Origin of the sequence: Chryseobacterium sp. 22532, assembly GCF_052044665.1 — a bacterium.
Taxonomy (GTDB): domain Bacteria; phylum Bacteroidota; class Bacteroidia; order Flavobacteriales; family Weeksellaceae; genus Chryseobacterium; species Chryseobacterium lathyri.
Genome location: NZ_JBQENJ010000009.1, coordinates 39715 through 63872, shown reverse-complemented (window position 1 = coordinate 63872; position 24158 = coordinate 39715). Strand labels below are relative to the sequence as shown.

At 37.4% G+C, this 24158-nt stretch carries 22 protein-coding genes; 13 read left to right on the top strand and 9 right to left on the bottom strand.

Annotated features, from left to right (window positions below; genetic code table 11):
* The 5 genes from nuoL to ACTJIV_RS19740 all read left to right on the top strand — a co-directional run bounded on the left by nuoL (window position 1) and on the right by ACTJIV_RS19740 (window position 7788).
* The gene (gene nuoL / locus ACTJIV_RS19760; RefSeq protein ID WP_223560454.1) at window positions 1-1914 is read left to right on the top strand and encodes an NADH-quinone oxidoreductase subunit L; all 1914 of its coding nucleotides are present in this window, start codon (window positions 1-3) and stop codon (window positions 1912-1914) included.
* The gene (locus ACTJIV_RS19755) at window positions 1914-3407 is read left to right on the top strand and encodes a complex I subunit 4 family protein (protein WP_111960049.1); all 1494 of its coding nucleotides are present in this window, start codon (window positions 1914-1916) and stop codon (window positions 3405-3407) included. Before nuoL ends, ACTJIV_RS19755 begins: the two co-directional genes overlap by 1 nt.
* A 161-nt stretch (window positions 3408-3568) precedes the next feature.
* Window positions 3569-4954 carry an NADH-quinone oxidoreductase subunit N gene (locus ACTJIV_RS19750; protein WP_111960047.1) on the top strand — a complete coding sequence of 462 codons (1386 nt, stop codon included), beginning with the start codon at window positions 3569-3571 and terminating at the stop codon, window positions 4952-4954.
* Window positions 4955-5102: 148 nt separating this feature from the next.
* The gene (locus tag ACTJIV_RS19745; protein WP_336379812.1) at window positions 5103-5348 is read left to right on the top strand and encodes a hypothetical protein; all 246 of its coding nucleotides are present in this window, start codon (window positions 5103-5105) and stop codon (window positions 5346-5348) included.
* 133 nt (window positions 5349-5481) lie between these two features.
* Window positions 5482-7788, top strand: a complete 2307-nt coding sequence (locus tag ACTJIV_RS19740; RefSeq protein WP_440629215.1) for a GAF domain-containing protein — start codon at window positions 5482-5484, stop codon at window positions 7786-7788.
* A 93-nt stretch (window positions 7789-7881) separates the two neighbouring features.
* Here ACTJIV_RS19740 and ACTJIV_RS19735 read toward each other — a convergent pair whose 3' ends face one another.
* Entirely contained in the window at window positions 7882-9051 is a 1170-nt protein-coding gene (locus ACTJIV_RS19735) for a Pycsar system effector family protein (RefSeq protein ID WP_440629214.1), read from the bottom strand.
* A 26-nt stretch (window positions 9052-9077) separates the two neighbouring features.
* Between ACTJIV_RS19735 and ACTJIV_RS19730 the strand changes: the two genes are divergently transcribed.
* Complete coding sequence (locus ACTJIV_RS19730; RefSeq protein WP_440629213.1) at window positions 9078-12791, top strand: metallophosphoesterase; 3714 nt, start codon at window positions 9078-9080, stop codon at window positions 12789-12791.
* Between the two features lie 109 nt (window positions 12792-12900).
* Here the strand turns inward: ACTJIV_RS19730 and ACTJIV_RS19725 are convergent, their stop codons facing one another.
* The 5 genes from ACTJIV_RS19725 to ruvX all read right to left on the bottom strand — a co-directional run bounded on the left by ACTJIV_RS19725 (window position 12901) and on the right by ruvX (window position 16544).
* Window positions 12901-13785 (bottom strand): hypothetical protein, encoded by an 885-nt coding sequence (locus tag ACTJIV_RS19725; protein ID WP_440629212.1) that lies wholly within the window; start codon window positions 13783-13785, stop codon window positions 12901-12903.
* Between the two features lie 209 nt (window positions 13786-13994).
* Entirely contained in the window at window positions 13995-14762 is a 768-nt protein-coding gene (gene mazG, locus ACTJIV_RS19720) for a nucleoside triphosphate pyrophosphohydrolase (protein ID WP_336379821.1), read from the bottom strand.
* Window positions 14763-14921: 159 nt separating this feature from the next.
* Entirely contained in the window at window positions 14922-15479 is a 558-nt protein-coding gene (locus ACTJIV_RS19715) for a DUF5606 family protein (protein WP_440629211.1), read from the bottom strand.
* Window positions 15480-15558: 79 nt separating this feature from the next.
* Window positions 15559-16131: a peptide deformylase gene (gene def, locus ACTJIV_RS19710; RefSeq protein ID WP_111960029.1), complete on the bottom strand. Its 573-nt coding sequence runs from the start codon at window positions 16129-16131 to the stop codon at window positions 15559-15561.
* Complete coding sequence (gene ruvX, locus ACTJIV_RS19705) at window positions 16128-16544, bottom strand: Holliday junction resolvase RuvX (RefSeq protein WP_111960026.1); 417 nt, start codon at window positions 16542-16544, stop codon at window positions 16128-16130. The genes def and ruvX overlap by 4 nt, the downstream gene beginning before the upstream one ends.
* A gap of 115 nt (window positions 16545-16659) precedes the next feature.
* On the opposite strand from ruvX, the gene ACTJIV_RS19700 reads away from it, so the two are divergent.
* Together ACTJIV_RS19700 and ACTJIV_RS19695 are read left to right on the top strand one after the other, a co-directional pair.
* Window positions 16660-17136: a SixA phosphatase family protein gene (locus ACTJIV_RS19700; protein ID WP_111960217.1), complete on the top strand. Its 477-nt coding sequence runs from the start codon at window positions 16660-16662 to the stop codon at window positions 17134-17136.
* 10 nt (window positions 17137-17146) lie between these two features.
* Entirely contained in the window at window positions 17147-17992 is an 846-nt protein-coding gene (locus ACTJIV_RS19695; protein ID WP_440629210.1) for a Zn-dependent protease, read from the top strand.
* A gap of 136 nt (window positions 17993-18128) precedes the next feature.
* On the opposite strand, the gene ACTJIV_RS19690 is transcribed toward ACTJIV_RS19695, so the two are convergent.
* The gene (locus ACTJIV_RS19690) at window positions 18129-19673 is read right to left on the bottom strand and encodes a serine hydrolase (protein ID WP_440629209.1); all 1545 of its coding nucleotides are present in this window, start codon (window positions 19671-19673) and stop codon (window positions 18129-18131) included.
* Window positions 19674-19807: 134 nt separating this feature from the next.
* Between ACTJIV_RS19690 and ACTJIV_RS19685 the strand changes: the two genes are divergently transcribed.
* The 4 genes from ACTJIV_RS19685 to ACTJIV_RS19670 all read left to right on the top strand — a co-directional run bounded on the left by ACTJIV_RS19685 (window position 19808) and on the right by ACTJIV_RS19670 (window position 22223).
* Window positions 19808-20305, top strand: coding sequence for a metallophosphoesterase family protein (locus ACTJIV_RS19685; protein ID WP_440629208.1), 498 nt, complete (start codon window positions 19808-19810; stop codon window positions 20303-20305).
* Between the two features lie 32 nt (window positions 20306-20337).
* A complete protein-coding gene (locus ACTJIV_RS19680; RefSeq protein ID WP_111960019.1) occupies window positions 20338-20832 on the top strand; it encodes a Smr/MutS family protein in 495 nt (164 codons plus the stop codon).
* Between the two features lie 18 nt (window positions 20833-20850).
* Window positions 20851-21567: a DUF3822 family protein gene (locus tag ACTJIV_RS19675; protein ID WP_111960016.1), complete on the top strand. Its 717-nt coding sequence runs from the start codon at window positions 20851-20853 to the stop codon at window positions 21565-21567.
* An 83-nt stretch (window positions 21568-21650) separates the two neighbouring features.
* A complete protein-coding gene (locus tag ACTJIV_RS19670; protein ID WP_111960014.1) occupies window positions 21651-22223 on the top strand; it encodes an RsmD family RNA methyltransferase in 573 nt (190 codons plus the stop codon).
* Here the strand turns inward: ACTJIV_RS19670 and ACTJIV_RS19665 are convergent.
* The gene (locus ACTJIV_RS19665; protein WP_111960012.1) at window positions 22220-22570 is read right to left on the bottom strand and encodes a winged helix-turn-helix transcriptional regulator; all 351 of its coding nucleotides are present in this window, start codon (window positions 22568-22570) and stop codon (window positions 22220-22222) included. The genes ACTJIV_RS19670 and ACTJIV_RS19665 overlap by 4 nt on opposite strands.
* Window positions 22571-22655: 85 nt before the next feature.
* Between ACTJIV_RS19665 and ACTJIV_RS19660 the strand changes: the two genes are divergently transcribed.
* On the top strand, window positions 22656-23255 hold the full coding sequence (locus ACTJIV_RS19660; RefSeq protein ID WP_440629207.1) for a nitroreductase family protein: 600 nt from the start codon (window positions 22656-22658) through the stop codon (window positions 23253-23255).
* 55 nt (window positions 23256-23310) lie between these two features.
* Here ACTJIV_RS19660 and murI read toward each other — a convergent pair whose 3' ends face one another.
* Window positions 23311-24141, bottom strand: a complete 831-nt coding sequence (gene murI, locus ACTJIV_RS19655) for a glutamate racemase (RefSeq protein ID WP_048502928.1) — start codon at window positions 24139-24141, stop codon at window positions 23311-23313.
* Window positions 24142-24158 lie beyond the last annotated feature (17 nt).

Genomic DNA, 24158 nt, shown 5'->3' with positions numbered 1-24158 from the left:
ATGGAAAATTTAGTGTATGCAATAGTACTTTTACCACTTTTAGGGTTTCTTATTAACGGTTTATTCGGGAAAAATCTTCCAAAAATATTCGTAGGCTCTCTGGCTACAGCAATGGTTTTCGGATCATTCTGTATCGCAGTAAGTCTTTTCATGAATATGAATTCTGAAAGCCAGCCGGTTATCGTAAAAGCATTTGAATGGTTTACAGTAAACGGAGTTCAGATCAATTTCGGATTCCAGATTGATCAGCTTTCTTTGATGATGGTAATGATCATTACAGGGATTGGATCTTTAATTCACCTGTATTCTATCGGATATATGAGCCACGACAAAGGTTTCTATAAGTTCTTTACTTATCTGAATCTTTTCATCTTCTCTATGTTACTTTTGGTAATGGGAAGCAACTACCTGATCCTGTTCATCGGATGGGAAGGTGTAGGTCTTTGTTCTTACCTGTTGATCGGATTCTGGTATACCAACGAAGAATACGGTAAAGCGGCAAGAAAAGCTTTCATCATGAACAGAATTGGTGACCTTGCATTATTGATCGGTATTTTCATGATCGCTTCTCAGACCAATGCTGTAGATTACCTTACAGTAGCACAGAACGCTTCAAAATTTGAATTAGACGGAACAGTAATTATCTTTATTACAGCCAGTTTATTTATCGGGGCTACCGGTAAATCTGCTCAGGTTCCTTTATATACATGGTTACCGGATGCGATGGCCGGACCAACTCCTGTTTCAGCATTAATCCACGCGGCAACGATGGTAACTGCGGGTATCTACTTAGTAGTAAGATCAAACTTCTTATTTACTTTGGCACCTACGGTTCAGGGAGGAATTTTATTCATCGGATTCTTAACAGCTGCTTTGGCTGGATTCTATGCACTTCGTCAGAACGACATCAAAAAAGTATTGGCCTACTCTACTGTTTCACAGCTTGGATTTATGTTCATTGCTTTAGGATTGGGAGCTTATACTACAGCGATGTTCCATGTAATGACACACGCATTCTTCAAGGCATTGTTGTTCTTAGGAGCAGGTTCTGTGATCCACGCGATGAGCAACGAGCAGGATATGCGTTTCATGGGAGGTCTGAAAAAATACATTCCTATTACACACGCTACTTTCCTTATCGGAACATTAGCCATCTCAGGTTTCCCTTTACTTTCAGGGATGATCTCAAAAGACGAAATTTTAGTAGCAGCATTCGCTAAAAACCCTGTCTACTGGGTAATTTTATTTGCTTTAGCGGCAATGACTGCAACCTATATGTTCAGACTGTACTACCTGACATTCCACGGAGAGTTCAGAGGTACGGAAGATCAAAAGCATCACTTACACGAAAGCCCTTCCAATATGACCCTTCCGTTGATCGTTCTGGCTATCCTTTCAGTGCTTGGAGGTTTCATTAACCTTCCTCACTTCATAGGACACGGTCATTATGCAAAATTAATGGAATGGCTGAAGCCTGTTCTTACTGAGCAAAGTTATAACCAGATGGAAGCGACTCTTTCCGGAGTTCCGTTTGGTACCGAAATGATATTATTGGGAGCTACAGTGCTGATGTTCTTCTCCGTATGGTTTATCGTAAAAAATACCTACGTGAAAAAGAAAAAGATGGCGCTGGCAGAAGAAAGCTATACCGGATGGGAAAAGCTTTCTGCTAAGAAATTATATGTAGACGAACTTTACAATGCATTGATTGTAAAAACTGTTGAAGGATTAGGACGCGGAGGAAAGATGTTTGATAAAGGGATCTTAGACCGTTTTGTAGACTTCGTAGGCGAAGGCGCTGAAGACAGCGGAAAAGCGATGAAGCGTATCCAAAACGGAAATGTAGAGACTTATATTCTTATCATGTCTTTAGCAGTGGGAATTATACTGATTGTTAACTTTATATTACAATAATGTCTGGTTTATTATTAACATTATTACTATTACCTCTAGTAGGTTCGGGATTAGTTTTTGCATGGAAAAATAAATCCAGCAAATATTTGGCGTTGGGAATTGCATTAGTCCAGATGCTTATTACTTTCTACATCACAGCGGATTTTAATTTTAATCCAACGGTAGACAGTGTATTGCAGCACGAAATCAATTATCCTTGGTCGCAGTTTATTAAAAGCTCACTTCATTTCGGAATTGACGGAATGAGTCTGCTTCTTTTATTGTTGACCAATATTTTGACGCCCATCATTATTTTATCTTCTTTCAACGAAAATGTAAGCTACAGAAATACATTCTACGGTCTGATCCTGCTCATGCAGTTCGGTCTTGTTGGAGTGTTCACTTCTTTAGACGGACTATTATTCTATATTTTCTGGGAAGTAACTTTGATCCCGATCTGGTTCATTGCCGGACTTTGGGGCCAGGAAAACAAAAGATTTGAATTCACTACGAAATTCTTCGTCTATACATTCGTTGGGTCATTATTTATGTTAGCCGGATTGATCTATGTGTACAACCACTCTGCATCATTCGCTTTAACAGATCTATATAATGCTCAGCTTAATGAGGCACAGCAAACGGTGGTATTCTGGTTTATCTTCTTTGCATTTGCAGTGAAATTACCGGTATTCCCTTTCCATACATGGCAGCCGGACACGTATACCTACTCTCCTACTCAGGGATCCATGCTTTTATCAGGGATCATGCTGAAGATGGCGGTGTACGGGGTTATCCGTTACCTTCTTCCAATCACCCCGCTTCCTATTGCCGGCATTTCAGGGCAGATTGTAATTATCCTGGCTATTGTAGGAATTGTTCATGGTGCACTGATTGCCATCATCCAGACCGATATGAAGAGAATCATTGCATATTCTTCTTTCTCTCACGTAGGATTAATGGTAGCAGGGATCTTCTCTTCTGCAGTAATCACTTTAAGAGGAACATTCAATATCGAAGGAGCTGAAGGAGCATTGGTACAGACTTTTGCCCACGGTATCAACGTAGTTGGATTATTCTACTGCTGTGATATTTTATACAAACGATTTAAATCAAGAGATATCAGACAAATGGGAGGTTTGGCGAAAGTAGCCCCTAAATTTGCCGTTTTGTTCCTGATTATTATATTAGGTTCAATGGGAGTTCCATTGACTAACGGATTCATCGGAGAATTTATCCTGTTGAAATCGGTATATGATTTTAACGGTTTGGCTGCAGTGATCGCAGGTCTTACGGTAATTCTTGCTGCTGTATATTTATTGAGATTCTACGGAAAAGCAATGTTTGGTGAAGGAAATGAAGCTGTTTTAAGTACTGTAAAAGATTTATCTGCAGTAGAGTTTTCCGTATTGGCAAGCATAGCGGTTTTTGTAATTGTATTTGGTATCTTCCCTCAACCGATAATCGATATGGTGAATAGTTCGCTGACGTTTATCTACACAGCGATGGCCAGCTAAAAAATTAAAAGATTTAAAAATTAAAAAATTAAGAGATTAGAGAAGAGTAAAAAGAAAGGAAACAAGGAGATTAGAGACGGGAGATGATTCTACTGAACTTAAAACTCTGAACCTTAAACTTTAAACTCTCAACTTAAAATCTCACATCTCAAATCTATATTATGAGTGTTTTAATTATTGTTTTCCTAACGGCAGTTATTGCGTTATTTTCAGGAGTTTTTGAACAGGGAAAATTCGCAAGATACATTGGGATTTTAGGATTGATCGTCGCTTTATATGTAAGCTTCTTACCTGAATGTGCTTTCTTCGAAAAGTACAGACACATGTATGAGTATACTGCAAATACAGCGTTATTCACCAAAATATCTATTGTAACAACCTTATTGTTATTCTTCCTGGGAGGTTTTGCATTCAGCAACCACAGAAGCCACCAGTCAGAATTATATGCACTGATGCTTTTTGCATTATGCGGAGGAATTATCCTATTTGGATTCCAGAATATGGTTACTCTTTTCTTAGGAGTAGAAATTCTTTCCATTCCGTTGTATGTAATGGCCGGTGCCAACAAAACTGATTTAAGATCTAATGAAGCTTCGATCAAGTATTTCCTGATGGGTGCATTTGCAACAGGTTTCTTACTCTTTGGTATTGCATTTATTTACGGAAGTACCGGAAGTTTTGATTTATATAAGATCCAGGATTTCGGAGTTAAAAACCCTAAAGACGTTATGTTCATTTTAGGAGTTCTTCTTATTCTATGCGCACTGGCATTCAAAGTGGCATTGGCACCCTTCCACATGTGGAGTCCTGATGTATATTATGGGGCCCCTTCACTCATCACTGCATTTATGGCGAGTGTGGTAAAGATCTCAGGATTCTTTGCTTTATTCAGATTAATGACGATCGGATTTGGAGGTGTTACTGAAGAATGGATCAATGTGTTTGGCGTATTCCTGATCATCACATTACTTTTAGCCAACGTTATGGGTCTTGCCCAGACCAATGCAAAAAGAATGCTCGCTTACTCCTCTGTTTCCCACGCAGGATACATCGGATTGGTATTCTTCGGAATGACGAGCCTTTCTACTTATAATTTAGCGTTCTATTTATTTGCTTATGCTTTATCAACGGTTGGAGTTTTCATGTGTTTGATTTATGTTGAAAAATTAAAAAGAGAAACCTCTTTTGGAGCTTTCAAAGGATTGGCAAAGTCTGAACCTCTATTGGCCACAGCTGCGGCGATCTCTATGCTTTCAATGGCAGGAGTTCCGCTAACAGCCGGTTTCATGGGGAAATTTGCTTTATTCTCTCAGGCAATGAATTCAACGCACGGAGTTTTCTTAGTATTGGTAGCTGTATTAGGTTCTGCAGTATCTATTGCCTATTATTTAAGACTGATTATTTCAATGTTCTTCTTCAAAGAAACAACATTCAAATCTTCAGAAAAAGTAACCCTTACTTACAATATCGTAGCGGTATTTGTAATTGCATCAATTATCATATTAGGAGTTTTTCCTGATTTGTTTGCTAGACAGTTCGGATTATAAAATCTCAACATAAAATATACAGAAGCACAACTTTTTCGGTTGTGCTTTTTTATGTCGGTGCCAAATACTATTGCCCCCCTATTATAAAAATTGAGTTTTTATTTTAAATATCCCGGAAAACAGTTAAATTTGAATACCATAATCCATCATGAAAAAAATCCTGATCACCTTATTTATCGGTTTACTTATGTCTGCAATTGTTTTTTTCGTCAGCAAGGATAAAACAGACATGGCAAATGATCGAATGCTTATCGCAGCTTTCGCCCTCATATTTACAGTTCCGCTTATGAAATTTCTGTTTCCAATAACCAGGGAATTAAAAATTGGAACTTTAGAGTTTTATCCTAATCTTTTTCGCAAAACTGCAGGATTTTTCAAAAAAGAAAAGAAGTAACAGATAATGCTTTATCTATATCTGAATTTTATTTAAGAAAAATAAGCAAAGCTCTTATAAAGATGGTTTTCATCCATTTAGTGTGCACTTGAAAGTGGTGTTTTTTTCATAACTTTACTTTAAATTCAAGCTCTTGGCTAATCTTTACAAAAAAGACGCTCCATTTCAGGTTCTCATATCATTCAAAAAATATTTGGATGTACTGGAACATATCCGTTATAACGACCGTTTGGAGTACAGGGTTAATTATGCTGAATCTTTAATTGAAAGAACAAAAAAATTTCCTGAGCTAAGAGATGGATTCCTGGATGAAGCCCTTCTTGAAAAACATGAAGACCTCATCAGGCAAATTCTTGCAGACCTCTTCCCCACTGGTCTTACACACAATGAAATCAAAGCGGCCAGTATTCCGCTTTCCAAAACTACTTTCAACTATACCGAAAGATTTAAGGGTATACTTAAAGATGCCGGAAAGGACTTTGAAATAGAGCTGAGGAATATCGGGGACGATGAATTTTATGTATTCTGCTGCTGTCTTATCCTTCAGAGTTATTTCAAAAAAGACATCAAAAGTACCATGCCTCTTTATTATGATATCCCCAACAGGCTGGGAATCATGAAACATTATAAAATTACGGTCAATTCAGATTTTACAGAGATTTATCCTACTGAAGAGGCAAAAATTCCAACGGATGATGTCCTGGATATGCTGCTTGAAAATCTGGACGATTTTAAACTGTGGAAAAAATATTTTCCATCAAAATCATGGGTTTTAAAAGGCTTTACTATTGTTTCCCTGGTAGACTGTACTTCTGAGGTGGCCCTGTCCGACCTTAAATCGAGCATGATAGAAATTGATCCGGAGGATTTGAGCCCGGATGAAAATCTTGTGGAAATTTTCAAATCTTACTTCGATGTCCCGGAACTTAATTTCGGGCTTATGCTTTTTGATAAGAAAGATCAGAAACTCGGCAGACTTCCGATCTACGAAAATGTTTTCACCCATCATGTCCTGGATTTCTGGATCAATGCATTTGACGAGGAAACCCGGAAAAACACTTTTACCAATTTAAATCACAATTCCAAACCAATCGTCATCTCGAATGTTGATAACCTGGATGACAGCATCAAACAACTTCCTTCTTTCAGTATTTTAAGGGACAACAATATCAACAGCTTCATGGTAATTCCTATCATGAAGGATAACGAGCTTCTGGCCATTATGGAATTTACATCTCCGCAAGCCAACAGTTTCAACGGTTTAAAGCTGAAAAAAATGGAATTTTTCACGGATATGATCCTATTTTCCCTGAACAGATTCAGCTTTGAAAAAAACTACCAGATAGAAGCTATCATCCAGCGTGAATATACTTCCATCCACGACAGTGTAGTGTGGAAATTCAGAAATGAAGCCGAAAAATATTTCAATGCTTCACTGGGAAAAAAAATGTACACACTGAAACAGATCTCCTTCAAAAACCTGACACCACTATTCGGGTTCTCGGATATCCGTTCCTCTTCAGAGAAGCGCTTTAATCTGATGCTTGAAGACCTCAACCAGCAGCTTGAAAGCCTTCATGATATTTTCACACTGATCAATTCCGATTCAGAAAAATACCTTCTGGCTCTTGATGTTTTTGAAAATGAATTGAACAACGAAATCAAAGCTGATACGGAACAACGCCTTCAGAGACTTTTGAGAGAGGAAGTCCATCCTTATCTGCAGGGAAAGCTGGAACTGAAAACCGACAGGGAAATAAAAAATAAAATCAAAGATTATTTTGTGCAGGTTTTTGCTCAAACTGATCTGTTTTATGCCAACAGAAAAAATTTAGATGATTCCATAACGCTGGTCAACAGAAAACTTGCCGACATGCTGGATGAAAGCCAGGTCAAAGCCCAGCAAATTTTTCCGCATTATTATGAGAGGTTTAAATCTGATGGTGTAGAGCACAATCTGTATATCGGACATAATATTGCTCCGGATCTCAGCTATACATCCAAAGTGGTTCACAAATTAAGATATTGGCAGCTGAAGACGATCTGCAGTATGGAGCGTGAATTCCAGACCTTTAAAAAAGATCTGCCGATACAGCTTGATATTGCCTCACTGCTTTTTGTTTATAACGAAAAGATAGATATCCGCTTCAGAATGGATGAAAAACGTTTTGATGTAGATGGTGCCTACAATTCGTATTATGAGATTGTAAAAAAACGTCTGGATAAAGCCCATGTCAAAGATTCTTCAGAAAGAATTACCTGTCCCGGAAAAATTACCATCGTTTATTTCGGTATGGAAAACCAGAAAGAATACCTGGAATACATCAACAAGCTTCAGAAAAAAGGAATTCTGCAGAATGATATAGAGTTTTTAAAAGTTGAGGATTTGCAGGGAATTACGGGATTGCTGGCGTTGAGAGTTTCTCTCACCCACGATTAATCTATAAAATAAGAATCCGGCTTTTTCAACTATTTCATCATCGAAAATTTCTCTTTAAAAAGTTCACTGTCTTACAATCCCATATTTATTTTATTAAAGCGAAAGAAAAGCATAGGCGAAAGAAAGTACGGAAATAATAATTCCTGCCATAAAGATCTTATACGTTATAGATAAAAGCTTGTATTTTCTGTCAAGGACCTTCCCCAGGAAATAAAGGTCTTTCACCATAGAATCGTAGATATAATCTCTATCCTTGATGAGATCTTTCATGGCATCTTGAAAATCTCCAAATATCATTTGATGAAAGTTTCCAAAAAACAGCAGGTTTACTTTTCTATCTGTAATATCCTGCGCCGTAAAATTGGTTTTCGTTACATTCGGTTTTGTGGACAGGATCGCAAATATGATAGTCAGAACACTTGAAGTAAGCAATACAAAGCTAGGAATGATCAGGTGTGCATTCTTTGGGGTATCCAATTTAGGAACCAGCACAGAAAGACAAACTGAAATAATGATAGCATTAACCGAAAGAAGAATATTCGCCTTACTGTCAGCAATATCACTCAGCCTAGTATGATTGTTCAATGTTACCCTGAACAAAGTATCTACACTTCGGTCAGGCTTTGTCTCTTTTGGTTCTTTCTTATTGTCTGAATTTTCTTTTTTATCCTCTTCTTTTTCAAGTTTTTTTTCTATTTTCTTGATGTTTTTCTTTTTCAGAGGCTCCCAGTTTTCTTTTGCATATTCTGTGTAATAATGATGCTTGTTTTTAAGCATTTCAAGATTTCCGGCGTTCCATTCATCATTGGAGAAGCATTTTACATTGGTAAGCTCCCATTCTTTTCTCAGCGCATCGGAAATATCATTATAGTCGTGGCTGGCAAAATGACTGCAGTCCGCATCTTTTACAATCTTTTCCAGAAGGTTCTGCGGTTCATAGGTTATTTTAGTGGCCAGGATCAATTGAGAAACATCCTGAATAAAGCTTTCAGGATAATTTTCCTTCTTCAGAAAATCGGTCAGGATGGCTACTCCTTTTTCTTCATGATTCTGTGCACATTCTACGTAACCCGTATCGTGGAACCAGAGTGCCAGAAGCACCTTCTCCTGATCCTCTTTGGAAACAGGCGTATTTCGCATGATCTCTTCGGCCTTGTTTACCGTATAGGTCGTGTGAATAAAATTATGATAAAAGTATACAGAAGATAACTTATCTTTGAATAAGATTTCTACATAATCTTTAGCTTTGTGTAAAATATTCATCCCTGAATTTTTGTTAATGTAAATTTATGAATTTATCCTTTAAAACTCATTTAAAAAAAACCTCTATTGCCTTTCGGACAGTATTATCTGCAGGAGTTCTCTATTCGTGCGCAACATATAACGTAAAAAAGGGTAAAAACTTATTTGAAATAAACAATTCTGATGTAAAATCTGAAAATGATTTTAAAATTTTTCTGATCGGGGATGCCGGAAATGCAGATGAGCCTCAGGCGCAGAACACCTTAAATTTACTCAAAAACAAACTGGATTCAGCAGACAGCAACTCCATGCTGATCTTCCTGGGGGACAATATCTATCCCAATGGATTGCCTAAAGAATCTGATAAAGAGTATGCGTTGGCTAAGCAAAAACTGGAAAACCAGCTTGCCATTGCCAAAAATTTTAAGGGAAAAACACTGGTTATTCCGGGAAATCATGACTGGAACAGCGGCCTGGACGGATTAAAAGGACAGGAAGATCTGGTGAAAGCCTATTTCAATGATAAGAAAGCTTTTCTTCCTAAAAATTCCTGCGGAATTGATGACATCAATTTATCAAAAGATATTAAACTTATTGTCTTAGATACCGAATGGGCGCTTGCAAACTGGGATCAATATCCCGGGATCAATAAAAACTGTACAATTAAAACACGTGAAGATTTCTTCACAGAGTTTAAAGATCTTGTTACCAAAAACCAGGATAAAAAGATTATTGTTGCCCTGCATCATCCTGTGATCAGCAGCGGAACGCATGCAGGATTCAATTCTGCAAAAGCACATCTTTACCCGTTGAAAAGTAAGATTCCTTTTCCCATTGCAGCAAGTTTCATCAATATATTAAGAAGTTCTTCAGGAGCAAATCCGGAGGATATTAATAATCAGCACTATGCAGATCTGGCCAACCGTTTAAAAAGCATTGTTCAGGATAAGGAAAATATTATTTTTGTTTCCGGACATGATCATAATCTGCAATATCATGAAGAAAGGAATATCAGGCAAATTATTAGCGGTGCAGGTTCTAAAACGGATCCTGCCACTATTGCTGAAAAAACCGATTTTTCATACGGAGGAAGTGGATTTGCCGTTCTGAATATCAGAAAAGACCAGAGCACAGATGTAGAATATTTTTCAACAAAAGATAACAACATTAAAAGGCTTGCCCATATTTCTGTGATCTCAAAACCGGATGCTTTTGTGAATAATTATCCGAAAGATTTTCCGGCCACTGCCACTTCAAGTATTTATCCGGTAAAGCTTACTCAAAAAGGACCTGTTTACCGTTGGCTGTGGGGCGAGCATTACCGGAAATATTATGGCATTCCAATTGAGGCACCTACGGCAGATCTGGCTTCCCTGAATGGTGGCTTTACTCCTTTCAGAGAAGGCGGAGGCAATCAGTCGAACAGCTTAAGGCTGAAAGCGGCAGACGGACAGGAATTTGTAATGCGGGGCGTGAAAAAAAGCGCCGTCCGTTTTCTGAATAATATGGCTTTCAAAAAGAGCACTTTCGGGAACGAGCTGAACAATACATTTCCTGAAAAATTTCTGCTCGATTTTTACACGACCAATCATCCATTTACCCCTTTTTCAGTAGGAAATATGGCTGATAAGCTCGGTATCTTCCATAGTAATCCGAAATTATATTACATTCCGAAGCAATATGCTTTAGGAGAATATAATAAAAATTATGGTGATGAAATGTACATGATTGAAGAACGCTTTTCTTCTGACCCTAAAACACTGGCTTCGCTGGACAATGCTAAAGATATTGTTTCTACGGATGATGTTCTGAAAAATTTCACCAAAAATTATAAGTATTCCGTAGATCGTGAATCGTACATAAGAGCAAGGATATTTGATATGCTGATCGGTGATTGGGACAGGCATTCAGATCAATGGAAATGGGCGGAATATCAGGATGGCGACAATGTAGTTTATAAACCGATCCCGAAGGACAGGGATCAGGCTTTCAGCCGGTATGACGGTGCCGCCTTCAAGCTTATTATGAATGTTCCGGCTATCCGTCATATGAAGACTTTTAAAGAGGAGATCAAAAATGTAAAGTGGATCAATATGGAACCGTATCCGCTGGACCTTATCTTTTTAAAGGGTGCTTCACAGGAAGAATGGACTGTGCAGGCAAAGTATATCCAGGAACATCTTACTGATGCGGATATTGATGATGCATTCAGCAATCTTCCTAAAGAAGTAAAAGATGAGACCATTGCCGATATCCAACGTAAATTAAAAATCAGAAAAACAAAGCTGCAGGATTACGCCGCCCAATATTATGATGTCCTGCAGGAAAAAGTTCCTCTTGCCGGGACGGTGAATCCGGATAAGTTCGTCATTACAAAAACGGCACATTCCATCAATGTAAAGCAGTATAAATTAGACAAAAATAAAGAGAACCCTGAACTGGTTTTTGAAAAAACGTACGAGGATTCCCAAACAAAGGAGCTCTGGATTTATGGTCTTGAAGATGATGATATTTATGAAGTATCAGGAGAAGGAAGACCTAAAACGAGTATCAGGCTGATTGGCGGTTACAACCATGATGTCTACAATATTGCAGACGGAAAAAGTGTGAAGATTTATGATTTTAAAAGTCAGAAAAACACTTACAACGGTTCCGGAAAGAAAAATATTTCTGATGATTACGATATCAACACCTACAATTATAAGCATCCGAAATATAATTTCTTTGCCGGCTATCCAAATGCAGATTACAACCCGGATGACGGTGTGATCTTAGGAGTTCTGGCTAATTATACGGTGAATAACTTCATCCGCGATCCTTATACTCAAAAGCATAGTCTTAAAGTTAATTTTTATACTGCAACCGGAGGATTTAATGCAGCTTATAAAGGAATTTTCAAAAAAGCAATATCCGGATGGGATTTCAATCTTGATGCGGCTTATACAACACCCCGGTTTTCCGAAAATTTCTTCGGACTGTCCAATGAAAGTAAATACGACAAGGAAAATACGGAGAGGGAATACAACCGGGCAAGGATTTCTAAGTTCAATTTTGCCCCTTCTATCTCTAAGAAGAGCTGGATGAACCTTCAGCATCAGTTTCAGTTGACCTTTGAGGATAATAAGGTACAGAGAAACGGTGACCGTTTTATAGATCAGTCACCGGACGTGAGACCTGAAGTTTTCAAAAGCCAGCAGTTTGCTGGGGCCAATTATACCTTCAGCTTCAAAAACCTTGATAATAATGCCTTCCCGACTTTGGGACTGGAATTACTGATGAATGCAGACTGGAAAACCAATCTGTCCAATACCAAGAAAAACTTCTTCACCCTGAACGGAACACTGACGATAGACCACAGACTTGACAAAAGAGGAAATTTTGTGTTTGCGAATTCCAGCAATGCCATGTGGATCAGCAATAATAATTTCGAATTCTACCAGGCAGCAAGCATAGGCGGCAATAATGGGATGAGGGCTTTCCGGAATGACAGGTTTTCAGGTAAATCTTATTTCACCAACAATTCTGAGATCCGCTGGGATTTTGGGAGAGTAAGAAACAATATTATTCCTGCCAATATGGGTGTACTGGTTGGATATGATCTTGGACGTGTCTGGAACGATGGTGAGGATTCTAAAAAGTGGCATCAGTCTGTAGGAGCAGGATTCTGGCTGAGCGTTGTAGAAATGTTTTCTGCAAGACTGAATTACTTCTATGGTTCTGACGGAGGAAGAATTTCTGCCGGAGTAGGAATGACTTTTTAAATTTTATCGCTTTCTTATATTTAATTCTATATTAATTATACAAAAGAGGGACAATTTTTTGTCCCTCTTGTTTTGTATTAATGCCGGATTTAAGCTTTTGCATCTGTCATTATTTAGTTTTGGAGTCAAATTCAAACCTATATACATTTCCGCCTGTTTCCTTATCTTTTTCGTCCGCGATCAGCAGAGTTTTATCATCCAGGAAAACAACAGCTTCTTTCTGCGAATTATGATTTAAAGATACTTTCTCAATTTTCGCAGTATTAAAATTATCAGTTGTGAACCCGGAAAGTACATGAATGTTTTTATGGGTAAGCAGAACGATTTTATCATTGGTACTGTTGATGGCGGCAGAAGTGATGGCAGCATCACTGTATTTCCCTGCAAGCTTAAGTTTTCCTATCAATTTGGCTTCAAAATCCCCTTCTTTATTAGGAATCTGAAATACAAGGAAAGTTCCGTCAAAACCTTTGCTTCTGTTTTTGGTGAAAAGATAGAAGTTTCCGTTCATTTCTACGAAAGCTTCACAGTCATACAGCCAGTTTGATTTCTTTGGAGGAAATTCAGTCTGCCCTTCGTAATGAAATTTTGTTGTCTGAACAACTTTTGTTGTTTTCTGGGAAGCATCCTTTAAATCCAGCTTTAAAATAGCCAGATTCTGTCTGTTGTTATCATTATTTCCAAAATCACCGAGGTAAATATTTCCCTGGGCATCTTTGGTAATATCTTCCCAATCGTTGTTTTCAGCATTTTCTACCAAAACATCCGTTACCAGCTTGCCCTGCTTATCCAAACCGTAAACTACATTTTTATTTCCCTGATCTTCTATCGCCCAAATGGTATTTTTATCCTGAGACAGAACGATTCCTGAAACTTCTTTCAATTTTTTCGGAAGGGAAAATTCAACTTTGATTTCGTCGGTTTTAGGAGAATCCTGTGCTTTTGGATTACAACTCCATAATAAGAGTGCAGATAGGGTAAGAATACGCAGCATAGCTATTTTTTTAATTTTTAAAACTGAAAATACGGATACCGTATATTTTTCTCTAAGGTATTAAATAATCTTGTTGATAACGAGACTTGTTTTTGGGTTCCATCAATCGTAATAAGAATTAATCGGTTTGCAGGATCAAAGAACACGATGAGCCATGCAAAACCTATTCCAATAAGGATTCTCGGAATACTTCTATGTCAGGGCTTTATTTATGACAGCAGTTTTGCTTTTTCCCACAATACGTCCATTTCTTCCAAAGACAGGTCGGCCAGCTTTAGATTTGATTCCTCTGCCAGCACTTCCATTTTCTGGAATCTTGAGATAAATTTTAAATTGGTTCTTTCCAATGCAGAATCCGGATTCAGTCCTGAAATTCTTGCATAGTTGATGAGTGAGAAAAATACATCGCCCAACTCCAGCTCTTTTTTATCTGAATCGGTTTCTGCATGAAATTCCTGAATTTCTTCATCTACTTTTTTCCATGCATCTTCTGCATCGTGAAATTCAAATCCAATTCCTTTTACTTTATCCTGAATCCTGTAGGCTTTTACCAAACTTGGAAGACTTTTCGGTACACCACCTAAAATCGATTTATTCCCTTCTTTCAGCTTCAGCTTCTCCCAATTCTGCTTTACTTCTTCTTCATCTTTCACTTCTGTATCACCATAAATATGGGGATGACGGAAAATCAGTTTCTCGTTTAAAGAATTGATGACATCTGCAATATCGAAACTTTCTTTTTCAGAACCAATTTTGGCATAAAAAACAAGATGAAGCAGAACATCACCCAGCTCTTTTTTGATTTCCTGCAAATCTTCCTGCAGAATAGCATCTGAAAGCTCGTAGGTTTCTTCAAGGGTTAAATGACGGAGGGATTGCAGGGTTTGCTTCTGATCCCATGGGCATTTTTCGCGCAGATCATCCATGATGTCCAATAATCTTCCGAAGGCTTCTAATTTTTCTTGTCTGGTATTCATAATTGAGGATTCAAAGTGATGCAAATTTAGGGTAAATCTTTATTTAATTAAGTTCTGTCTTGAAACAAAAGAACGGAAAATAAAGCTTAGGAGTTTGTGTTTAAAATAAAAACCCTGTCAAGATTTTTGACAGGGTTCTGTATTTACAATCGGGATAAATTATCCCTTCTTAGTATGTGTACTTTTTGGAGTGGCTTTAGCTGCAGAAGTAGCTTTTACTTTTGGAGCTGCAGGCTTTTCTGCTTTTAAAGCTGCTTTTTTAGGAGCTTCTTTTTCAATGCTCACTTCTTCCTTTGCACCATCCAGTGTTTCAGGCTCTGCTTTTACGAAGCTCTCAGGAGTAATGTATCCTGCTTTCTGAAGAAGGTTATACCACTGAGCCAATTTTTTGATATCTGAAGCATATACTCTTTCTGTATCATAGTTAGGAAGAGAAGCCGTCATGAATTCTTTCAGAACATCATCGGAAGATTTGTGAGAAATCGTTTCTTTATAATCGTAGTTTTTAGCAATATTTTCAAAAACCTCGAACAAAGGAACTTCTTTATCAAATGTAAACATAGCGATATTATCCAATAAACTCACCTGACTTGAGTTTCCAATGCTTACTTTTTTCTTAGTCGTAACATCTTCAATGATAAAACCGTTTCTTAGTTGAGAAACTAATTTGAAAAGTCCTGGCTTTCCAGAAATTGAAATTATTTTTTCTAACAGCATAATTTTATTTTTTGTAAATTCTGCAATAGGCACGGGGCTTTTTGCTGTTTATTATTTTGTTTTTTAATCCTTGTTTAAATTACTTTGGAAATCTCATTTTATAGCTGATGCTTACATCACCCTGTGAGATTTTTGCCAGCTTACCTTTTACGAGTTTCTTCTTCAATATACTCAGATGATCGGTAAACAGCACGCCTTCAATATGATCATATTCATGCTGAATTACGCGGGCTCTAATATCGGAAAAAGTTTCTGTATGTTTCACAAAATTTTCGTCATAATATTCAATAACGATTGTTCCTTTTCTCTTCACATCTTCTCTTACGTCCGGAATAGAAAGGCATCCTTCATTGAATTTCCATTCTTCACCAGATTCTTCAAGGATTCTTGCGTTAATGAAAACTTTTTTAAACTCAGCCAGCTCGTCTTTGATGTCTTCATAATCTTCGTCATCTGCAAGTGGCGTTACATCAATCACAAACAATCGCAGGTCCAAACCGATTTGTGGTGCTGCAAGCCCTATGCCATTCGCACTGTACATCGTTTCGAACATATTATCTATAAGTTCCTGTAAACCGGGATAATCTTTGTCTATATCTTTCCCTACTTTTCTTAAAACAGGATCCCCAAAAGCTCTTATCGGTAAAATCATCTTATTCTTTGTTCTAAAAAATTCTGCAATATAATTGTTGCACTTACTTTATCTATTAATCCCTTTTCCTGTCTCTTTTTTTTACTTTTCCCGCTTTGGGAGATAAAAAAAGAAGCCATTTTAGAGGTAAATCTTTCATCTAAACGGTGGACCGTGATACCGGAAAATTCCTTCTGAAATTCTTCAATGAATTTTAAAATATCTGTCTCCACTTCGGAAATATTTCCTTTCAAATCTGTAGGAAGGCCTACTACCACATCATCCACTTTGTTTTCTGTGAAATATTTTCTCAGAAACTCCATCAAAAACCGGGTTTCGATAGTATCCAGACTACTTGCAATAATCTGCATATCATCTGTTGCAGCGATACCGCAGCGTGCCTTTCCATAGTCTATTGCAAGGATCTGTCCCATAAGTGTGCAAATTTAGTAAAATTTAATGATTTTATTCATAACGCAGTTTTTTTATAAAAATCATGTTTTATTCCATTATTTTTTTTATAATTTTAATCTTCCAAAAAACGAAAATATGAAGAAACTCATCCTCGTAAGACATGCGAAAAGCGACTGGCCGGAAGAAACGGAGGACTTCGACAGACCTTTGGCAGACAAAGGATTGAAAGATGCTATGAACATGTCCAGATTCATGAAAAACAATAATATTTCTATTGACCAGTTTGTTTCCAGCCCGGCTGTGCGTGCCCTGAATACGTGTAAAATCTTTAACCAAGCCTATCAGCTTAATGTCTCTACGGAGGATAAGCTTTATAATCCCTCGGAAAGAAATTTTGAATCTGTGATCTATGACCTGGATGACAATGTGAACTCTGTAGCTTTTTTCTCCCATAACAATGGAATTTCCAATTTTGCGAATTCCATTTCAGAAGATATTTTCCATTTCCCCACCTGTGGAGTTGCCGGTTTTGAAATAGACTGTAATTCATGGTCTGAATTTGATGGCGCCAAGAAAAGACTCCTGTTCTTTTATGAGCCAGGGAAAATTTAATTGTATCTTTTTGACTATCCTACTCCTTTTTTCATGTGCTAAAAAGGATAGGACCTATATTGAAACTATTGTGGTAAATGATGTTAAGCTTCCCAAGGCAAGACCTGGTGACTGGCGATATTCCCGTGATGAAAAATTCCAGACTTTTGAGGATTTTCAGAAACTAGAGAAAATAAAGCCGGAGCCCCAAAAAAACACAATTTATCTTCAGCCTATCGGAGAATTCAATGAGCTGCAGAAAAAGGAGATAGACCTTACCAAAGAATATTTAAGCAAATATTTTCAGCTTAAAACAAGGGTTCTTCCTGTTTTACCCAACAGTATTTTTCCAAAAGCAGCAAGAAGAATCTTTAAAGACGGTCAGGAACAGATTCTGGCAGGTTATGTACTGAACAGTATTCTGATTAAACAAAAACCTAAAGATGCGGTAGTTGTTATGGGAATTACTGAGAAAGATCTTTTTCCAAAACCTGAATGGAATTATGTATTTGGGCAGGCTTCTTATGAAGACGGTGTTGGGGTAACTTCTATGTATCGGTTTTCTGATGGTCATCTGTCTGATCTTAACTTCAATGAAAGCCTTAAAAGACTGATCAAAATAAGTTCACATGAAATCGGGCATATGTTCGGAATCAGTCATTGCCTCAATGCAAATTGTGTAATGAATGGAACCAATAGCCTTTCTGAAACTGATTATCATTTTGCAAGAGCATGTTCACTTTGTCAGCAGAAATTAAATTCAAGCCTCCATTATAATCATAAGAAACGACTTTTGGATCTGAAAGACTTTTTTGAAAAACAGCATTTGAATTCTGAATATTCACTTGCCAAAGAGGATTTTAATTTGCTCAGATAATCTAAAAAAATCCTTATATAATGTTTTGGCTAGCCAAATGTATTATTCATAAAAAAGCGGGCTAAAGCCCGCTCCTATTGAATTTTATATTTTTTGTGATTGATAATTTTGCTCAGCAATTATATTTTATCCCAATTTACTTTCTTTTGAGATCCAGATCATCAAAGTCAAAACTGAAATCTGTAACATCCGAAATAGGCTTTAGCTTTGCAGACTCTGCCTTTCCATTTTCATCATAGCTGAAAATAATATAAGCATCAGCGTCATAACTTCTGTCGTCCCATTTTACAATAAAAGAATTACTGGAATAGGGAAGCAGTTCTCCTTTCAGTCTTGGAGAGTTTTGGCAGGAAATTCTGTATGTATTTCCCTGTTGAGAAATTTCTACATCGCCAAACCATTGGTCACTGTATTTTCCTGCAAATTGTTCGGCTTTCGGCTGAAGATTTTTTTCTTTTTTAAAGGCTTCTGATTTGGCGTAAGCTTCTTTTTTCTGCTTATCATATTCGGCATTTACTTTTGCCATTCTTTCACCATAGGTTTTCAGCCAGTTTCTGTCTGCTACTCCCAGGTAAGAATCTTTTACCGTGTTGGTAATTGTATTAAAAGCGGCTCCGGACTGTTGGTTCGTTAATACTACGATTCCCAATTTCAGATCCGGAATCAGTGTAAATTGGGTAACAGTACCTATTAATCCTCCCGTATGCTGAATCTGCTTGTGTCCTTTCACATCACTTAAAAACCATCCTAACCCATATCCGTAAAAGCTCGTATCGTAAGGATTTTTTAAAGCAACTTTATCCGGGATCTGCAGACTCCATAGCTGCTGTACATTTTTATCTGAAACTAATTTTTTACCGTCTTTGGTTGTGAAATTATTTAAAAGAAAATCTGCCCAGGTGGTCATATCCTTAATATTACTCATGATTCCTCCTGCTGCATTCCCTGTTTCATTCCAATCGTGCGGAACGGCAACAGCTTTCCCGTCTACAGGAGCATAGGCATCAATTTTGTTTGATACGGCTTTAGCTCTGCTGTAGCTTCCAAAACTGGAAGTCATTCCAACTGGCTTCATAATTCTCTGCTCAATAAATTCGGCCCAGCTCAGCCCGGAAATCCTGTGGATCACTTCTCCCGCTACAATAAACATAATATTGTTATAATCCAGTGTCGTTCTGAAAGGGTTTTCAGGTTTCAGATATCTTACATTGTGAACAATATCATTTACCGTCAGGTTCCCACCTTCAGGGAAGAACATCAGGTCACCCTGTCCCAAGCCTAATCCAGCTCTGTGGGTTACAAGATCTTTAATGGTTACGTTTTGGGAAACATAGGGATCATACATCTGAAATTCCGGAATATATTTTGAAACTTTATCGTCCCAGCTCAATTTTCCTTCATCGGCTAAAATAGCCAGTGCAGTGCAGGTAAACCCTTTTGAATTAGATGCAATTCCTACCAATGTATTATCATCCATCGGCTGTTTGGTGGTTAAAGAACGTTGTCCGAAACCTTTGGAATAAATCACTTTTCCGTCTTTTATGATTCCTACTGACATTCCAGGAACATCAAAAGTTTTTAAAGTACTCTGGATCAGTTCATCCAATTTTTTTTCTTCAACCTGGGCATTGAAAAGCCCTATGGCTAAAAGAAAAAGTAAAAGAGAAAATTTCTGCTTCATTTTTTTTAATTTTCTCAAATTTAGTAAATATTAGGCGATGCAGGCTTCTCCTGTAAAACTTTGTGTATTTAAAAATAATCTGACCCTTAATAGAAAATAAATCTTTCCTAAATTTGTAAAAATTTCAAATCTTCATGACGAAAATTCTTCTTCTCTCCGATTCCCATTCCTATATAGATGACAGGATTTTAGAATATGCCCGTCAGGCGGATGAAATCTGGCATTGCGGGGATTTCGGAAGTATAGAAGTGATTGAAGAACTGGAAAAAATAAAACCTTTAAAGGGTGTTTACGGAAATATAGACAATGCGAAGATCAGAGCTGAATTTCCTGAAGTGAACCGTTTTTTCTGCGAAGATCTTGAAGTTTTAATGATCCATATCGGTGGATATCCCGGAAAATATACGCCGCTGACAAACAGAGAAATTTCTGCAAAGGCTCCAAAGCTGTTTATTTCAGGACATTCCCATATTTTAAAAGCCATGTTTGACCAAAAGAATAATCTCCTTCACCTGAATCCCGGAGCCTGTGGAAAACAGGGATGGCATAAAACGAGGACCATGATGCGTTTCGTAGTGGAAGGTGAAGAGATCAAAGATTTGGAAATCATTGAACTGGGACCTAAGATTTAATTTTGAAAACAATAAAAGAAGGAGTACAATACATGAAAATCGGGGACAAAGTTTCTGTAGTAGATGAGGATTTAAGCGGGATCATTACTTCCGTGAACGGCAATATTGTTGTTTTCAAAGATGAGTATGGTTTTACCTATCAATATCCGAAAGAGAAACTGGTTCCGAAAAACGCAGAACTTTATGAAAATATCCGGGTAGTGAGAAAAGCAGAACCGAAGAAAGTGACTTCCAAAAAACATCAGAAAAATCATATGGTTCTGGATCTGCATTTTCACAATCTCGTCAGAAATCCCAGTGATTATGACAGTTTCGAAAGACTCTTTATCCAAAAAGCGAAATTAACGGAAGTTCTTGATTTCTGCAGAAAGCATCATCTGAAGAGGCTGGAGATTGTTCACGGTATTGGTGACGGAACGCTGCAGAGAATGGTTATGGATGTTTTGGAAAGCCAGAGAGATATCGATTTTTATAATAAGGAAATACTTCACCATCAATCCGGTGCCGTTATGATAGAATTTCACTAAATTTGCAGCAATTGAAATATGAACGTACTTAATTTACTTTTTACCAAAGACGGATTAATCTACCAGATTGCAAAAAACAAAGGCATTCAGGAAGAAAAGTCTTATTTCGTTACTGAAGAAACTCCAGAGAATCTTATTGAAGATAAGCTTGATGAAATTCTTCTTAAGCAGAGGTTTGACGAAATCCATGTGATCTCGGCACTAAATCACTTTACCCTGATGCCTGAAGGATTTTCTGAGCATGAGGCAGGATTTGAGCTGATTGCTTTCAATGCTCCGGCTGACAGGGAAAAAGAGGAGCTCATGCTTTCTGTCAATAAAAAGTTCGGGGTACAGTTTTATTATACATTCCCTAAAAACTTTTACAAAAAAATAAAGGAGCTGGCCATTCCGGTTCATTTTAATTTTTCAGGGGAAAAGTTTTTGAATTCACTCAACAATAAAAACAGTAAGGAGATTCACATCAACCTGTACCATAACCAGTGTGAGTTTTTTGCTATTGATAACAAAAAAGTTATTTTATACAACAACCTGGATGTGAATTCTGAGGTTGATTTTCTGTATTTCGTGATGTTTACGCTCAGTAAAATAGGCTTTGGAATCAATGAAACCAATTTTTACGCCTATGGCGAAACTACTGAAAATGAAACCTTTATTTCCGAACTTCAGAAATTCGTCAAAAATATGAGAATTGTTTTTGACAATATTCCCAATAAGAATTTTATACTTAATTAAAAGGGACCAAGAATTAGGGATGAGGGCTTAGGCCCGACATACTTCCCTGATCCCTAATTCCTACCACCTAAACCCTAAAAAATATGTTCAGAATAATCTCAGGCAAGTGGAAAGCCAAAAAAATAGCCGCTCCTAAAAATTTTGATGTAAGACCTACTACAGATTTTGCCAAGGAAGCGCTTTTCAGTATCCTGGAAAACAAATATGATATGCAGTCGGTTTCTGTGCTTGATCTTTTCGCAGGTATTGGCTCTATCACTTTCGAATTTGCGTCCAGAGGATGCCAGGATGTTACTTCGGTTGAGCTGAATCCAAAGCATACAAGTTTTATCAATTCTACGGCCTCAGAGCTTGATATGTCACTGCAGATCAATGTTCAGAGAGGTGATGTTTTTGACTGGCTTAAAAAATTCAGAAATAAGAAAAGCTTTGAAATTGTATTTTCCGATGCTCCTTTTGAAATGGAAGAGAAGAAATACTATGAGCTGCTGTCTCTGGTTTTAAACAATAAATTTGTTAAACCTAACGGAGTTTTAATCGTAGAACATCAGAGCAGAATGAAACTGGAACATCCTAACTTAATAGATACCCGGAAATACGGAAATGTAAGTTTCAGTTTTTTCGAAGCAAATAAAGAAGATAATCAGGAAATTTAATTCCTGATTATTTTTTTTACGGAAAGACCCGGTGCAGCTTTTCCCCAGTTTGTAATAGCTTCTATAACAGGTTGGAGAGTCTTTCCAAAATCCGTCAGCGTATATTCTACCATCAGTGGAGGCTTTTCGGTGTATACCTTTCTGTTGATGATGTGATCTTCCTCAAGCTGTTTCAGCTGAAGACTCAATGTTCTTTCTGTGATGGTAGGAATTAATTTCCTAAGTTCATTATACCTTTTGGCGCCGTCTGTAAGATGGAATAAAATAACGGCTTTCCATTTTCCTCCTATAAACTTCATGGTGACACTGGTGCAGCACGGGTATTCTTTGTTATCTATCGTGTACATTTTTATACTATCCTTTTTTACCGTTATTGCAAAGATATTAAACTTAAATTACTTTTGTAACTATAAAATTGATAGTATATAAATTATGAACTTTTTAGAACAAATGAAAAAAAGGTATACGGTAAAAAAGTATAACCCACAGGAAAAAATCAGTGCAGAACAGATTGCAGAATTGAAAGAGATCCTTAATCTAAGCCCTTCTTCAATCAACAGCCAGCCATGGAATTTTATTTTCATTAATAAGTCTGAACTCAGGGAACAGCTGGCAGAAGCATCATATTTCAATAAGGGAAAAGTATTAGACAGCAGCCATATTATTGTATTCCAGGTGATAAAGAATCCCGAAGACTTTGAAAAACAGATCGAAGAAAATCTTCCTGAAGGTTCCGTTAATTACTACAGAAGTATGGTAAAACCACACGGCGAGGCTTCCATTCGGGCATGGATGGGGCATCAGGTGTATCTTTCGCTGGGCGTTCTTCTTTCTGCTTGCGCTGCTATGGGAATAGATTCCACTCCGATGGAAGGTATTGAAACTGAAAAATATGACGAAATCCTTAAAAATGATTCTTATGAAACGCTTTTTGCAGTAGCCATCGGGAAAAGAGATGAAAACGACAGCAATCATCCTGAAACGACTCCTAAAAGAAGGCTGAAGAGTGAAATGGTTATTTTAGAACCATAACTTTTCAAAAGTTTTCATAAAATAAAAGCTGTTTCGGGCGAAACAGCTTTTTGTATTATAGTACTTTCAATTCCAGATCTATCGTCTTTCCAAAGAATTTCTTAGAGATTTTTTCAAAGTTCTTCGTCAGGTCCGAAAGATAAAAATGATAATTCGGTTTTGGATTATTGTCATTCAGAAGATGGTATTTATCCAGGATGATCTTAAGGTGATTGGCAACAATATTGGGTGAATCGATCACGCGAACTCTGTTTCCATAATACTGCTTAATCTCATCGATCAGCAAAGGATAATGAGTGCACCCCAGAATAAGGGTTTCAATATTCTTGAGCTTGTTATTGCTTAAATAATTATAAATGATGGCATGCGTAATCGGATGGTTTTTGAATCCTTCTTCAATAGCAGGAACCAATAACGGAGTCGCCAGCTCATCAACTTTGATCCATTTATTCTGTTTCCTGATGCTTTTCTTATACAATCCGGAATTGACGGTTGCTTTTGTAGCAATGACTCCAACATTATTGTGGATCTCATACGCTACTTTTTCAGCAACGGGATTAATAACGTCTATGACGGGAACTTTTCCATTCACAGATTGCATCACTTCGTTTAAAGCATTGGCTGTAGCCGTATTACAGGCAATGACAATGGCTTTACAGTTCTGCTGAAGCAGAAAATTGGTGATCTTGGTAGAATATTCTATAATCGCATCCTTCGACTTTTCACCGTACGGAAGGTGTTTGGTGTCTCCAAAATAGATCAGATCTTCGTGGGGAAGAAGTCTTTTGATCTCTTTAGCTACGGTAAGTCCTCCCACCCCACTATCGAAAATACCGATAGGCTGGCTTGGTGAAAGATGTGAATAATCTTGCTTTTTAGTTTTCAAGTGAACTGAAATTTTAT